Origin of the sequence: Planomonospora corallina (assembly GCF_042650625.1) — a bacterium.
Classification (GTDB): Bacteria; Actinomycetota; Actinomycetes; order Streptosporangiales; family Streptosporangiaceae; genus Planomonospora_B; species Planomonospora_B corallina.
The window spans coordinates 422,700-436,421 of record NZ_JBHSBM010000016.1; the positions used below are offsets into that span (position 1 = coordinate 422,700).

Here is a 13,722-nt window from a genome sequence, read left to right on the forward strand (position 1 = left end):
TGGTCGGCCTGGAGGACCCGCCCCGCGACGACGTCGCCGAGGCGATCGCCACCTGCCGCCGCGCCGGGATCAGGCTGGCCATGGTCACCGGCGACCACCCCGGCACCGCGCGGGCGATCGCGGCCGTCGTCGGGCTGCTCGACCCGGACGTGCTCGTGCTCACCGGTGCCGAGCTGCCCGCCGCCGACGCCGCCCTCGGCGAGCTGCTCGACCGCGACGGCGTGGTGGTCGCCCGCGTGACGCCGGAGGACAAGCTGCGCATCGCCCGCGCGCTGCGCGGGCGCGGCCACGTGGTCGCGATGACCGGCGACGGCGTCAACGACGGCCCCGCGCTGCGCGAGGCCGACATCGGCGTCGCCATGGGCGCCTCCGGCACCGACGTGGCCCGCGAGGCCGCCGACGTGGTGCTGCTCGACGACCACTTCGCCACCATCGTCACCGCGGTCGAGCTGGGCCGGGCGACCTACGCCAACATCCGCCGCTTCCTCACCTACCACCTGACCGACAACGTCGCCGAGCTCACCCCGTTCCTGGCGTGGGCGGTCAGCGGCGGCACCATCCCGCTGGCGCTGAGCGTGCTGCAGGTGCTCGCCCTCGACATCGGCACCGACCTGCTGCCCGCGCTGGCGCTCGGCGCCGAGCCGGCCAACCCGCGCACCATGCGGGGGCCCGCCCGCACCGGGGCGCTGCTCGACCGGCGCCTGCTGGGTCGCGTCTTCGGGGTGCTCGGGCCCGTCCAGGCCACGGTGGAGATGGCCGCGTTCACCGCCGTGCTCGCCCTGGGCGGCTGGGCGGTCGGCACCGAGCCGCCGGCGGCGCTGCTGGCCGCCGCCTCCGGCACCGCCTTCGCCGCGGTGGTGCTCGGGCAGCTCGCCAACGCCTTCGCCTGCCGGAGCGAGACCCGCTGGGCCGGGCGGCTGGCCTGGCCCGGCAACCGGCTCCTGCTGGGGGCGGTCGCGGCCGAGCTGGTCATGCTCCTGGCCTTCCTGGGCCTCCCGTTCCTGGCTGACCCGCTGGGCGGTTCCCTGCCTCCGCTCGAGGGCTGGGCGCTGGCCGCCCTGGCGATCCCCGCCGTCATCGGCGCCGACGCCCTGCACAAGGCCCTGCGCGCCAGGCGCACGACAGGCACCTCCCCCCGTGCCCAGGGGCGGGCCGCCCTTCACCCGGCCGGGGACGGGGCGGAAGATGGAAGGTGAGGACGGTCCCGCCGGGCGGGTGAGCCCTCGGAGGCCGCCGTCCGGTACGGCCGGCGCGGGCCGGCGGAAGGAGTACGCGATGAAGGCGGCGGTGGGCGACCGGCTGGTCGTCGAGGGCACCTACAACCACGAGTCCCGGAGGGTCGGCGTGATCGTCGGCCTGCGCCACCCCGACGGCTCGCCACCCTACGTGGTGCGCTGGATGGACGCCGAGCACGAGACCCTGGTGTTCCCGGGGCCCGACGCCCGCGTGGTGAGCAGACAGGAGCGGGAGACGGAGTTCGCCGAGCTGTACGGCTGACCGGCCCGGCCACCGTCCGTCACACTCCGTGCAGGGCGTGATCGTGGTCGACGACGAGGACCTGGAAGGTGATCTCGGGCGGGATCCGGAGAGAGTTGTAGACCGCGCAGTGCTCGATGACCCGGGTGAAGGACTCCCGCAGTCCCTCCGGCAGGCCGGGAGCCTCCACGGTCAACGCTATCCGGCTGACGCGCGCCGGCTGGACGCCCGTCTCGTACCGGGCCGTCACGGTGACGTCGGCGAGCAGCTCGCACCGGTGCAGGTAGCGTTCGGCGGCGTGCGCCGCGCACGCCGCTAGGCTTCCGACGAGCAGTTCGCACGGTGTGGGACCGGTGTCGGTCCCGCAGAAGTCCGGCGGCTGGTCGACCCGCACCGTGTGATGGCGGGTCCGGATGTCGAAACGGCTGCCGCCCCGCCAGACGACCTGCAGGGTCTCGCTGGGATTGTCGGACATGGTGGCCCCCTATGCCTGTTCTCCCAGCGTACCGAGGGCCGGTCCGGCGGCCGGGACCGCCCGGATGCACGCGAGGGCTTCCTCAAGGGGTGCACGAAGAGATAACGGGAATAAAGGGAACAAAAGGTACAAACCGCGAAAAATGTGGAGGTGCCGATGAGTTCGCTGATGCGGCCGGAGGCGCGCGGGCTGCTCCCCGAGATCCTCGACTGGATGGAGGCGCCCTTCGCCGGGCTCCGTCCGGGCGCGGGGCAGCCGATCCGGCTCGAGGAGTGCGTCCGGGACGACCGGTACGTCCTCCGGGCCGAGCTGCCCGGGGTCGACCCCGACAAGGACATCGAGATCACCATGCAGGGCGGCGTGCTGACCGTGCACGGCGAGCGCCGGGAGGAGGAGCGGGAGGCCCATCGCAGCGAGTTCCGCTACGGCTCGTTCACCCGCTCGGTGACCCTGCCCGCCGGCGCCGACGAGAGCGATGTCAGGGCGACCTACGACAAGGGCATCCTCGAGGTCAGCGTGAAGATCTCCGAACGGGAACGGCAGGGCAGGCGCATCGCGATCGAGAAGCCGTCCTGACGAGGGGCGAGGGTCCCGCCGCGCGGCGGAGGCATCCTCCCGGTCTCGCCTCCGTGCGGTTCGTGCGGGGGCGAGGTCCGGGCGACATGGACGGCCTGCTGGTGTACATCGGCGCACCCGCCCGCTACGTCGTGCACACCGTGCACTCCAAGCCGCTCAAGGAGCAGGCGGCGGCCACCGGCACCCAGCGGCTGTCGCTGATCGCCGGCAAATACGTCGGCAAGGACGATCCCGTAATGATCGTCCGCTGCCAGTCCGGCCTGCCGGCCGCGATCCAGGGCCGGGCGCCCGCCCCGGGTCACCCGGTGGGTTCGGCGGGCTCGAAGAGGCTCAGCACGCCCGCCATCGCTCCCAGATGGATGCCCTCGGCGGTGGTGCCGCCCTGCACGTCGCGCACGTCGCTGCTGAGCGCCTCCACCAGGAACGGCTCCGACGCGCCCGGCCGGATGCGCGCCAGCACCTCGGCGTGGACGATCGCGCTCAGCGTGGAGCCGTGGCAGGTGCGGGCGAGGTAGTAGTCCACGGTCCGCTCCGCCGCCCCGGCGTCCCAGCCGTAGCCCAGCCCGGTCATGACCTCCGCCAGCCCGTCCGGCCCGAGCAGGTGGAACAGCATGAGCACGTCGGCCTGTTTGGAGGCCTGGTAGCGGTTGGGGGTGTCCCCCTCGGCCTCCAGGATCCGGTCCAGCCGCCGGATGTCGCCGTAGACGCGCCGGTACCGCTCCCAGTCGAGCTCCGCGAGCCCGCCGTACCCCTCGAACTGGCTGATCACCCCGTCGTGGAAGCACACCCGCATCCGGGAGGCCATGCCGGCGAAGCGCTCGGCCTCCTGGGCGGTCATGCCCTCGGGGCCCACCGCGCCCGCGAGGTCGGCCGCCTCCAGGACGCGGCGCATCAGCCACGCGGTCATGACGTTGGTGTAGGCGTTGTCGTCCAGGCCGGGCTCGGTCCGGCCGGGGTAGCCGTCGTGGTACTCGTCGGGCCCCATCACCCCCCGGATGGAGTACCGGCCGTTCTCGAAGACCGCGAGCGAGGCGAAGAAGCGGGCGACCTCCAGCAGCAGCTCCCCGCCGTAGCCCGCCAGGAAGGCGGTGTCCTTCGTCGCCAGGTAGTGCTGCCAGACGTTGACGGCGACGGCGAGCCCGACGTGGCGCTGCAGGTGCGAGTTGTCGGGCAGCCAGCGGCCCGAGCGGGGATTGAAGTGCAGGGCGGGGGTTTCCTCGCGGCCGTCGCTCCCGCTCTGCCAGGGGAACATCGCTCCGGCGAGGCCGGCGCTCCGGGCGGCCCAGCGCGCCTCGGGCAGGCGCCGCCACCGGTACCGCAGCAGCGCCTCGGTGATCTCCGGGAAGCGGGGTGCCAGGTAGGGGAAGACGAACAGCTCGTCCCAGAAGACGTGTCCCCGGTACGCCTCGCCGTGCAGGCCCCGGGCGGGCAGCCCGGCGTCGAGCTCCGTCACGTGCGGGGAGGCCGTCTGCAGCAGGTGGAACGCGTACAGGTTGAGGATCTGCTGCACCTCGTCGTCCTCGGAGGCGACGTGCGCCCGTGACCAGAGGCGCTCCCAGGCGCGGGCGTGCCGCGTCAGCAGCTCCTCGAAGCCCGCCGCCCGCGTGACGGCGGTCCGGGCCGCCTCCGCCGCCGAGGTGATGGCGCGGTCCCGGGAGGTGTGCACGGCCACGACCTTCTCCACGTGGACCGCCTCGCCGGCCCTCGCCTCCACCGCCAGGTCGCATCCGGCCCAGCCCTCCTCGGCGTGCGCGCGGTGCCGGGCGCCCGCCACCGTGGTCCGCGCGGCGAGCGCGATCTCCACCCGGGAGGTGACGGTGCGCACCAGCACCTCGGCCACGCCGTCCGCCGCGTGCGCGGCGAGCGGGACCAGGTGGCGGCGCTCCAGGTCCCGGTAGCGGGCGACCCCGGCGTTGACGACACGCCCGTCGAGCGCGGAGCGGACCTCCAGCGGCCCGCTCCAGTCCTCGGGCGTGATCGTGACGTGCAGGGCGGCCAGGTGCGGGTCGTCCATCGAGACCAGGCGGCGCTGCTCCAGGCAGGTGGTACGGCCGGCGCGGTCGCGCACCCGCACCACCCAGGTCAGGGTCCCGTGGAGCATGTCCAGCCGCCGGTGCCAGGCCAGGATCTCGGCGTCGCGGCCCGGGGCGAACCACTCGCCACCGGGGGTGCGGAAGGTCAGCGGCAGCCAGTTCGGCGCGTTGACGAGGTCCTCGTTGCCCACCGGGCGGCCCGCCACCTGCGAGGTCAGCCGGTCGTAGCAGCCGGCGAGGTAGGTGCCCGGATAGCAGACCCCGTCGGCGCGGGCCTCGGCGGCGGCGCCGCGGGTGGCGAGGTAGCCGTTGCCGAGCGTCGTCAGCGCCTCCCTCAGCCCCTCCTGCGCGGGGTCGAAGCCGTCGTAGGCCAGGAGCCAGGGGTTCACGTCGTCTCCTGCCGGGTCGTAGGCCTGTTCTCCGCAGGAGCCGCGGGTCCGAGGAGCCGGAGATCCGCCAGGTCGGCCACGACGAGGTCGGCGCCCGCGGCCAGCGGGGAGCCGTCCCGGCCGTGCCGGTCGACGCCGACGACGAGGCCGAAGCCGCCCCGCCGCCCGGCCTCCACCCCGGCGAGCGCGTCCTCCACCACGGCCGTCTCGGCCGGCGCCGCGCCGAGCCTGCGGGCGGCCTCCTCGAACAGGGCGGGATCGGGCTTGCCGGGCAGGCCCAGCCGGGCGGTGTCCACGCCGTCGACCCGTACGTCGAACAGGCCGTCGACCCCGGCCGCCCGCAGCACCTCCGCGCAGTTGCGGCTCGCCGAGACGGCGGCCGTGCGCACGCCCCGGCGCCGCAGCTCGCGTGCGAGCTCCGCGGTGGAGGGGAACGCCGTCACGCCGCGGGCGCGGATCTCGGCCAGGAAGCGGGCGTCCTTGCGGGCGGCCAGCTCGCGCACGGTCTCCGGGCCGGGGTGGATGCCCCGGGAGGACAGGAAGGCCCGCACGCCGTCGGCGCGGGACCTGCCGTCGACGTGGCGCAGGTAGTCCTCGGCGGCGTCGAAGGGGCGCAGCGGCTCGCCGTACCGGGCGGCGCGTTCGCGCAGGAACGCGTCGAACACCCGCTTCCAGGCGGCGGCGTGCACCCGGGCGGTGTCGGTGACGACCCCGTCGGTGTCGAAGACCACCGCCGTGATCCGGGTGAGGTCCACCTCGGCGGAGAATGCCATCGCCTACCCCCTTCTCCTTGCACGCTACGGGCCCACCGGTCATCGCGGCCAGGGTCCATCGGCTCTGACGGCCGCTTCCGTCCGCGGCGCCACCCGGCCGGTAAAGGGCCCTTCCCGTTTCGGGATACGGCCTTGCGGCGGCCTGCCGGACGGGATCCCATAAAAAAGGGGACCTTATGGATATAACGGAAAAACCTATCGTTGTCGGGACGGATGGATCGGATCTTGCCGCAGTGGCAGTGCGCTGGGCGGTCCGCGACGCCGCCCGGCGGGGTCTGCCGGTCCGCATCGTCCACGTGGTGGATCGGCGGCCGTACGGGACTCCGGCCGCCGGCAAGGTGGACCCCCGCGCTTACGCCGGGGAACGGATGCTCGATCACGCGGCCAGGACCGCCGGGGAGTGCGCGCCGGACGTCGCCGTGGCGACCGTGCTGGCGGAGGGGGCGCCGGGCGAGGTCCTGAGCGAGGAGGCCGCGGCGGCGGCCGAGCTGGTGGTCGGCTGCCGGGGCCGGGACGGGTGCGCCGGAGCCCTGCTGGGCTCGGTGCCCGTGCGGACGGCGGGTCACGCGCCCGGCGCCGTGGTGGTCGTCCGCCCGGAGCCCGCCGGCTCCTGCCGCGAGGTCGTCGTGGGGGCGGACGGCTCCGCCGGCTGCGAGCCCGCCCTGGCGTTCGCCTTCGAGCAGGCCCGGGCGCGCGGCTGCCCACTGCGCGCGGTGCACGCCTGGAGGGAACCGCAGGACCTGATGGCCGGTCCCGTCCGCGGCGCCGGCCCGGCCGCGGACGAGTCCGCGCGCGCTCGGTGCCGCCCGGTCGCGGAGCGGATCGCCGCCTGGCGGGAACGGTTCCCCGATGTCGAGGTGAGGGAGGACCTCAGACACGCCGATCCGGTTCCCGCGCTGGTGGACGCCTCCGGCGGGGCCGAGTTGCTCGTCGTGGGGGCCCGGGGGCTGAGCGCCGTCGGCTCGCTGCTCCTGGGATCGGTCAGCCGCGGCGTGCTCCACCACGCGCACTGCCCCGTCGCGGTCGTCCGGTGAGCAGTGCCCGCCGGCGAGGGCCCCGGCCTGCGGTGGTGCCCCGCCGGGAGCCCGCGGAGCAGGTCCGGTGCGCGGCAGGGACGAGGCTGAGGCTCGGGAGGTGACGGCGTGGTCAAGTTCGCCCCACGGGACCGCCCGGTGCCGCAGACCGCGGTGCCGGGCGGGGAATGCAGAGGACCGTGGACACGAGTGGCCGTTCCGACGCGTTCCGCGCCCTGGCGGACCGGCGCGGGCGCCCCGGCGTCGAGCTGGCCGAGGCCCTGGCCAGGGCGGCGCGGGGCGAGCCCGGCACGGCCGGGGGCGCCCGGGACGGAACCCGGGACGGCGCTCGGGGCGTCACCGGAGGCGTGCCCGGAGGCCCGGAGACCTGGGCGCCCGGCGTCGCCGCGGCACTGGGCCTGCCCGCGGCGGCCGGGCTCGGACCGGCGACCTTCTACGCCGTCCTCGCCGCCGGGCACGGCGACCGCCACGTCCGGGTCTGCACCGCCGCGGCCTGCTTCGCCGCCCGGGCGGGCCGGCACCTGCCCGAGGTCGAGCGGGCGCTCGGCGTCGCCGCCGGCGGGGTGAGCCCGGACGGCGGGGTGTCCCTGCAGGCCGTCCGCTGCCTCGGCTACTGCTACGCGGGTCCCGCCTGCCTCGACGGGGACGCCCCGCGCACCGGCCCGGACGTCGCGGGCCAGCTCACCGGCCGCGTGCCGCCGCGGGATCCGCCGGTCCCGGCCGCCGACGCCACCGGTGACCCGGTCGTGCTCGCCGGGGTCACCGGCGCCTGCGGCCCGTGGCGGGTCTGGCCCGAGACCGTGGCCGGCGGCACGCCGGAGCGGGTCCGCGCCGAGGTGGCCGCCTCCGGGCTGCGCGGGCGCGGCGGCGCGGGCTTCCCGGTCGCCGCCAAGTGGGCCGCCGCGGGCGGCTCGCCCCGCACCGTGGTCGTCGCCAACGGCGACGAGGGCGACCCCGGCTCCTACGCCGACAGGCTGCTGATGGAGGCCGACCCGGAGCGGGTGCTGGAGGGCCTGGCGCTGGCCTGCTACGCCTGCGGGGCCCGCCGGGCCGTGGTCCTGGTCCGCTCGGAGTACCCGCGGGCGCTGGAGCGCATGCGCGCCGCGCTCCGGGAGGCGTACGCCGGCGGGCACCTGGGCCGGTCCGTGCACGGCAGCGGGACGGACCTGGACGTCGAGGTCGTCGAGGGAGCCGGCTCCTACGTCGCGGGGGAGGAGACCGCCCTCGTCGCCTCCCTGGAAGGCGGGCGCGGCTGTGCACGGCCCCGCCCGCCGTACCCGACGCGGCAGGGCCTGTGGGACGCCCCGACGGTGGTCAACAACGTCGAGACGCTGGCCGCCGTGCCCTGGATCGTGCGGTACGGCGGAGCCGCCTACGCCCGCCGGGGCACCGGCGCCGAGACCGGCACGAAGCTGGTCTGCCTCTCGGAGCGGTTCGCCCGGCCCGGCTGCTATGAGGTCGAGCTCGGCACGCCGGTGCTGCGGATCGTCACCGAGCTGGGCGGCGGCCTGAAGGAGGGCTCCGAACTCGACGTCGTGCAGGTCGGCGGGCCGCTGGGCGGCTTCCTGGCCGCCGACCGGCTGGACGTGCCGCTGACCGGGGCCGCGCTGGCGGAGCGGGGCGCGGCCCTCGGCCATGCCGGCCTGGTCGCCTTCGACCGGAGCCTGCGCCCAGAGGAGGTACTGCGGCACGTGTGGGAGTTCGCCGCCGCGGAGAGCTGCGGGGCCTGCTCCCCCTGCCGGGTCGGCTCCCGCCGCGGCCTGGAGATCACGGCCTCCGCCGGGGCCGGAGGGCCGGACGGCGCCGCAGGCCGGGAGTACGCGCGGCTGCTGCGGGTGATGGACGGGGCGAGCCTGTGCGCCTTCGGGCGGCGGGTGCCCGCCGCGGTGCGCAGCCTGGTCCGCGCCTACGGCGACCGCCTCGCGGGGTGGGACCGGTGAGCCGTCCGCGGCCCGGGAAGGGCCCGGACCTCGGCCGGACCGGCGGGGGCCGTCCCGGGGCGGCCCTGGCCGAGGTCGACGGCGTCGCCGTCCGGGTGGCCGCGGGCGGCACGCTGCTGGACGCGGTCCGCGCCGCCGGGGCCGGGCTGCCCGCCCTCTGCCACGACGACCGCCTCACCCCGGCGGGCTCCTGCCGTACCTGCCTGGTGGAGGCGGACGGGAAGGTCGTGGCCGCGTGCGTGACCCCGGCCGCCGACGGCGTCCGGATCACGACCGGCGCCGCAGGGCTGCGGGAGCTGCGCCGCGAGGCCGTGGAACTGATCGTCTCGGTCCTGCCGCCCCGCGCCCTCGACGGCGGCGCGCACGGCTCCGAGCTGGCCCGGACCTGCCACGCGCTGGGCGTCGGGCCGCAGACCGCGCGGGGCGCCGGCGGGCGGGGCCGCGACGACAGCCACCCCTACGTCCGCCTCGACCGCGACCTGTGCATCGCCTGCGGCCGGTGCGTGCGCATGTGCGCCGAGGTGCAGGGCACCTTCGCCCTCACCCTGACCGGCCGGGGCGCGGACACCGTGGTCGCGCCGGGCACCGGCGGCGCCTGGATCGACTCCGACTGCGTCGCGTGCGGCGGCTGCGTCGACACCTGCCCCACCGGCGCGCTCAGCGAGCCCGGCCTGCCGCCCGGGCCCCGTCCGCCGGTGACCACCACCCGCACCACCTGCGGCTACTGCGGGGTCGGCTGCGCCCTGGACGTCCTGACCGAGGGGGAGGACGTCGTCGCGGTCCTGCCCGCCCGCGACGGCCCGGTCAACCGGGGGCACGCCTGCGTCAAGGGCCGCTTCGCCCACGCCTTCCGCACCTCGCCCGAGCGGCTCACCCGGCCGCTGCTCCGCCGCGACGGCCGCCTGGAGCCGGTGAGCTGGGACGAGGCGCTCGGCCACGTCGCCCGCGGCCTGCGCGCCGCCCTCGCCGCAGGCGGTCCCGGCGCGGTGGCGGCGATCTCCTCGGCCCGCGCCACCAACGAGGAGAACTACCTGGTCCAGAAGTTCATGCGGACCGTGATCGGGAGCAACAGCGTCGACAACTGCTCCCGGCTCTGCCACTCGCCCTCGGCCGCGGGACTGACCGCCGCGTTCGGCCTGGCCGGGGGGACCGACTCCTTCGACGACGTCGAGCGGGCCGACTGCCTGCTGGTGGCGGGCGCCAACCCGGCCGACGCCCACCCGGTGGTCGGCGCACGCCTGCTCCGCCGTGTCCTGGGCGGGGCGCGGCTCGTCGTCGCCGACCCGCGCGCCGTCGGGCTGGCCCGCCACGCCGACGTGCACCTGCGGCCCAGGCCCGGCACCAACGTCGCCCTCTTCCACGGCCTGGCCCACGTGCTGCTCGCCGAGGGCCTGACCGACGAGGGGTTCCTGCGGGAGCGCGCCACCGGCCTGCCGGAGCTGGCCGTGCTGCTCGCCGGCTACCCGCCGGACCGGGTGGAGGCGATCACCGGGGTCCCGGCCGCCGACGTCGTGGCCGCCGCCCGCCTGTACGGCCGCGCCGGGCGCCCGGCGATCCTCTACGGCCTGGGCGTCACCGAGCACCTGCACGGCACCGACGGGGTCCGCGCCCTGGCCAACCTGGCGATCCTGCGCGGCGCGGTCGGCACCGGCCGCGGGTACGGCGTCAACCCGCTGCGCGGCCAGAACAACGTCCAGGGCGCCTCCGACATGGGCGCGCTCCCCGACCTGCTGCCCGGGTACCAGAAGGTGACCGACCCGGCGGCGCGGGAGCGGGCCGCCCGGGTGTGGGGGAGCGAGGTCCCGCGGGAGCCGGGCCTGCGCATCCCCGAGATGTTCGCCGCCGCCCGCTCGGGCGCGCTGCGGGCGCTGTGGATCGTCGGCGAGGACGTCTGCGCGACCGACCCCGACGCCACCCGGGTCGCGCAGGCGCTGGAGGCATGCCCGCTCGTGGTCTGCCACGAGCTGTTCCTGTCGGAGACGGCGCGCCGCGCCGACGTGGTGCTCCCGGCCGCGTCCTGGCTGGAGAAGGACGGCACGTTCGTCAACTTCGACCGCCGCTTCCAGCGGGTGCGCCCCGCCCTCGACCCGCCGGGGGAGGCCCGCGCCGACTTCGCGATCGTGCACGCTCTCGCCGGGGCCCTCGGCGCCGACCTGGGCTGCCCGACCCCGGCGGCGGCGCTGGCCGAGTGCGCCAGGGTGGCGCCGCTGTTCGCGGGCGTCTCCCACGAACGGCTGGACCGCGAGGGCGCCCTCCACTGGCCGGTCCCGGACCCGGACGGCCCGGGTCAGGCCCGGCTGTACACGGAGCGGTTCGCCACCGCCGGCGGGAGGGCCCGCCTCGCCGCCCGCCCCTATCTGCCGCCGGGCGAGGAGCCGGACGGCGACTACCCGCTGGTCCTGGTCACCGGACGGCGCTGGGCGCACTACAACTCCGGCGGCATGACCCGGCGCACCGGCAACCTCCGGCTCGACGGCACCGACCGGCTCGACCTGCACCCCGCCGACGCCGCCCGGTACGGCCTGCGCGACGGCGACCCCGTCACGGTGGAGAGCCGGCACGGCCGGGCCCGGCTGGTCGCCCACGTCGGCGACGAGACCGCGCCGGGCCAGCTGTTCTGCGCCTTCCACTTCCCCTCCAGCGGGGTCAACACCCTCACCTCCGCCAACGCGGACACGGTCACCTCCTGCCCGGAGTACAAGGTCACCGCAGTACGGTTGCTGATCGACAGCGAGCCGGAGAGGTACGGTGCGCCCTCCTGGGAGGGGTGACCGGCACCGGGGACCGGACACCCGGCGGACCGAGGTCCCACCGGCGGAGGACTTCCGGCCCGTCCCCGCGCGCGCCGTCCTGGGATGTGATGGATCAAGGAGAGGGAGGACGACATGATCCTGGTGGGAGTCGACGGGTCGCGGGCCGGACTGGACGCGGTGGGCTGGGCCGTGCGGGAGGCCGAGCTGCGTAAGACAGGGCTGCGCATCGTGCACGTCATGCCGGCGTGGGCCTACGAGATGGCCGAGGACGCGCCGCACGCGGGCGTCGGCACGTGGATGCGGAACGGCGCCGCCGAGATGCTGGAGCAGGGAGTGGAGCGGGCCCGCCAGGAGGACCGCCCGGTAGAGGTGGAGTCCCGGATCCTGCCGGGTGATCCCCGCCTCGCCCTGATCGAGGCCGCCGAGGAGGCGGAGCTGCTGGTGGTGGGCAGCCACGGCCTGGGCGGCTTCCGCGGGATGCTGCTCGGCTCGGTCGCGCTGGGCGTGGCCGGGCACACCGCCTGCCCGGTGGCCGTGGTGCGCTCCCTCCCCGCCGAGCGGGGCGGGCGCGTGGTGGTCGGCGTGGACGGCTCCCCCGGCGGAGCCGAGGCCGTCGAGCTCGCCTTCGCCGAGGCCTCCCTGCGCGGCGCGGAGCTGCACGCCGTGCACGCCTGGAGCGGGCCCGTCATCGAGGGGGCGCCCCGGCTGCTGGCGCCCGCGGAGGTGGCCGAAGGGGAGGAGCAGCGGGTGCTGGCCGAGAGCCTGGCGGGCCGCCGCGAACGCCATCCCGACGTCAAGGTCGTCGAGGAGGTGACGCACGGGCACCCGGTGGACGTGCTGAAGGAGGCCTCCACCGAGGCGGACCTGCTCGTCGTGGGCTCGCGCGGGCGCGGCGACCTGACCGGCCTGCTGCTGGGCTCGGTGAGCCACTCCCTGCTGCACCACGCGGCCTGCCCGCTGGTCATCGTCCCGCCGCGGCGGCAGGCGGGCTGACCCGGTCCACCGGGGGCGGGCCGCCGAAACGCCCGCCTCCGGCCGTCGGACGCCTCTCCGGGTCTCCGGGGACTCAGCCCCCGACGTGCAGTACGGCGGCGCCCGTGACGCGGTCGGCGGCCAGGTCGGCCAGGGCCCGGTCCGCCTGGTCCAGCCCGTAGCGGGTGGTGGCGACCCGCAGCGGGTGGCGGGCGGCGTGCGCCAGCAGGGCGCGGGCGTCCGCGCGCGTGTTGGCCGTGACGCTGCGCAGGGTCCGCTCGCGGAACAGGTGCTCGTCGTAGTTCAGCGGCGGGACGTCGGTGAGGTGGATCCCGGCCACCGCCAGCGTGCCGCCGGCGTCCAGCGCGGCCAGCGCGACCGGGACCAGGTCGCCGACCGGGGCGAACAGGATGGCGGCGTCCAGCGGCTCGGGAGGGGCGTCGTAGGCGTCCCCCGCCGAGGCGGCCCCCAGCTCCAGGGCGAGTCGCCGGGCCGAGGCGGCCCGGGTCAGCACGTGCACCGTGGCGCCCCGGGCGAGGGCGACCTGGGCGGTGAGGTGGGCCGAGGCGCCGAACCCGTAGACGCCCAGCCGCCCGCCCGGCGGCAGCTCGGCGCGGAGCAGCGCCCGGTAGCCGATGATGCCCGCGCACAGCAGCGGGGCCAGCTCCTCGGCGGGCCGGTCCTCCGGCAGCGGGTGGACGAAGTCCTGCGGCGCGGTCAGGTACTCGGCGTAGCCGCCGTCGGCGTCCCAGCCGGTGTAGCGCGAGTCCGGGCAGAGGTTCTCGGCGCCGCGCAGGCAGTGGCGGCACCTGCCGCAGGTGGAGCGGAGCCACGCGACCCCCACCCGGTCGCCGGGTGCGAGCAGGTCCGCTCCGGGGCCGCGGGCCACCACCCTGCCCACCACCTCGTGCCCGGGGACGGTGCCCGGGCGTCTCGGAGCCAGGTCGCCCTCGGCCAGGTGCAGGTCGGTGCGGCAGACCGCGCACGCCTCGACCTTGACCAGCACCTCGCCGGGCGCCGGCTCGGGCACCGGGAGCCGCACCCGCTCCAGGGGCCGGCCGGTCATGGGGCCGGGCCGGCGCACCACCCAGGCCGTCATCGTCTCCGCCATGCGCCCATGGTCACACGCCGTCCGGGCCGTCCTCGGCTCCGGGGCGCGTGTTCCGGGCGTCCTGCCCGTGCTCCCGGCGGGTGCCCCGAGTCTCCCGGGACGCCGCCCGTCCCGCTCCCCGGTGTGTTCCCCGGCCGGCGGGCAGGGCCGAAGGTCCCGGCGGGCGGGGACCTCAGGACGGCCGGGCGGT

Annotated in this window: 11 protein-coding genes and 1 pseudogene; 8 read left to right on the forward strand and 4 right to left on the reverse strand. The window is 76.6% G+C overall.

Annotated elements, in window-relative coordinates:
- Together ACFOWE_RS13150 and ACFOWE_RS13155 are read left to right on the forward strand one after the other, a co-directional pair.
- Positions 1 to 1,196 (forward strand): HAD-IC family P-type ATPase (locus tag ACFOWE_RS13150; protein ID WP_377287558.1); only part of this gene is annotated, 1,196 nt, incomplete at its 5' end.
- 79 nt (positions 1,197 to 1,275) lie between these two features.
- Positions 1,276 to 1,497 (forward strand): DUF1918 domain-containing protein, encoded by a 222-nt coding sequence (locus ACFOWE_RS13155; protein WP_377287559.1) that lies wholly within the window; start codon positions 1,276 to 1,278, stop codon positions 1,495 to 1,497.
- 19 nt (positions 1,498 to 1,516) lie between these two features.
- On the opposite strand, the gene ACFOWE_RS13160 is transcribed toward ACFOWE_RS13155, so the two are convergent.
- A complete protein-coding gene (locus ACFOWE_RS13160) occupies positions 1,517 to 1,951 on the reverse strand; it encodes an OsmC family protein (RefSeq protein WP_377287560.1) in 435 nt (144 codons plus the stop codon).
- A gap of 156 nt (positions 1,952 to 2,107) precedes the next feature.
- Here ACFOWE_RS13160 and ACFOWE_RS13165 point away from each other — a divergent pair, with 156 nt between their 5' ends.
- On the forward strand, positions 2,108 to 2,527 hold the full coding sequence (locus tag ACFOWE_RS13165) for an Hsp20/alpha crystallin family protein (RefSeq protein WP_377287561.1): 420 nt from the start codon (positions 2,108 to 2,110) through the stop codon (positions 2,525 to 2,527).
- Positions 2,528 to 2,613: 86 nt separating this feature from the next.
- A pseudogene (locus ACFOWE_RS13170) lies at positions 2,614 to 2,787 on the forward strand (fructose 1,6-bisphosphatase); the annotation flags it as partial.
- A 38-nt stretch (positions 2,788 to 2,825) separates the two neighbouring features.
- Here the strand turns inward: ACFOWE_RS13170 and ACFOWE_RS13175 are convergent.
- Both ACFOWE_RS13175 and ACFOWE_RS13180 read right to left on the reverse strand, forming a co-directional pair.
- Positions 2,826 to 4,949 carry a glycoside hydrolase family 65 protein gene (locus ACFOWE_RS13175; protein WP_377287562.1) on the reverse strand — a complete coding sequence of 708 codons (2,124 nt, stop codon included), beginning with the start codon at positions 4,947 to 4,949 and terminating at the stop codon, positions 2,826 to 2,828.
- Entirely contained in the window at positions 4,946 to 5,722 is a 777-nt protein-coding gene (locus tag ACFOWE_RS13180; protein WP_377287563.1) for an HAD family hydrolase, read from the reverse strand. Before ACFOWE_RS13180 ends, ACFOWE_RS13175 begins: the two co-directional genes overlap by 4 nt.
- 176 nt (positions 5,723 to 5,898) lie before the next feature.
- Here ACFOWE_RS13180 and ACFOWE_RS13185 point away from each other — a divergent pair, with 176 nt between their 5' ends.
- The 4 genes from ACFOWE_RS13185 to ACFOWE_RS13200 all read left to right on the forward strand — a co-directional run bounded on the left by ACFOWE_RS13185 (position 5,899) and on the right by ACFOWE_RS13200 (position 12,442).
- Positions 5,899 to 6,756, forward strand: a complete 858-nt coding sequence (locus ACFOWE_RS13185) for a universal stress protein (RefSeq protein WP_377287564.1) — start codon at positions 5,899 to 5,901, stop codon at positions 6,754 to 6,756.
- Between the two features lie 179 nt (positions 6,757 to 6,935).
- Positions 6,936 to 8,696 (forward strand): NADH-ubiquinone oxidoreductase-F iron-sulfur binding region domain-containing protein, encoded by a 1,761-nt coding sequence (locus ACFOWE_RS13190; RefSeq protein ID WP_377287565.1) that lies wholly within the window; start codon positions 6,936 to 6,938, stop codon positions 8,694 to 8,696.
- Positions 8,693 to 11,467 (forward strand): formate dehydrogenase subunit alpha, encoded by a 2,775-nt coding sequence (fdhF, locus tag ACFOWE_RS13195; RefSeq protein ID WP_377287566.1) that lies wholly within the window; start codon positions 8,693 to 8,695, stop codon positions 11,465 to 11,467. Before ACFOWE_RS13190 ends, fdhF begins: the two co-directional genes overlap by 4 nt.
- Before the next feature lie 114 nt (positions 11,468 to 11,581).
- On the forward strand, positions 11,582 to 12,442 hold the full coding sequence (locus tag ACFOWE_RS13200) for a universal stress protein (protein ID WP_377287567.1): 861 nt from the start codon (positions 11,582 to 11,584) through the stop codon (positions 12,440 to 12,442).
- A 73-nt stretch (positions 12,443 to 12,515) separates the two neighbouring features.
- Here the strand turns inward: ACFOWE_RS13200 and ACFOWE_RS13205 are convergent, their stop codons facing one another.
- Positions 12,516 to 13,532: a zinc-dependent alcohol dehydrogenase family protein gene (locus ACFOWE_RS13205; RefSeq protein ID WP_377287568.1), complete on the reverse strand. Its 1,017-nt coding sequence runs from the start codon at positions 13,530 to 13,532 to the stop codon at positions 12,516 to 12,518.
- Between the last annotated feature and the right edge of the window lie 190 nt (positions 13,533 to 13,722).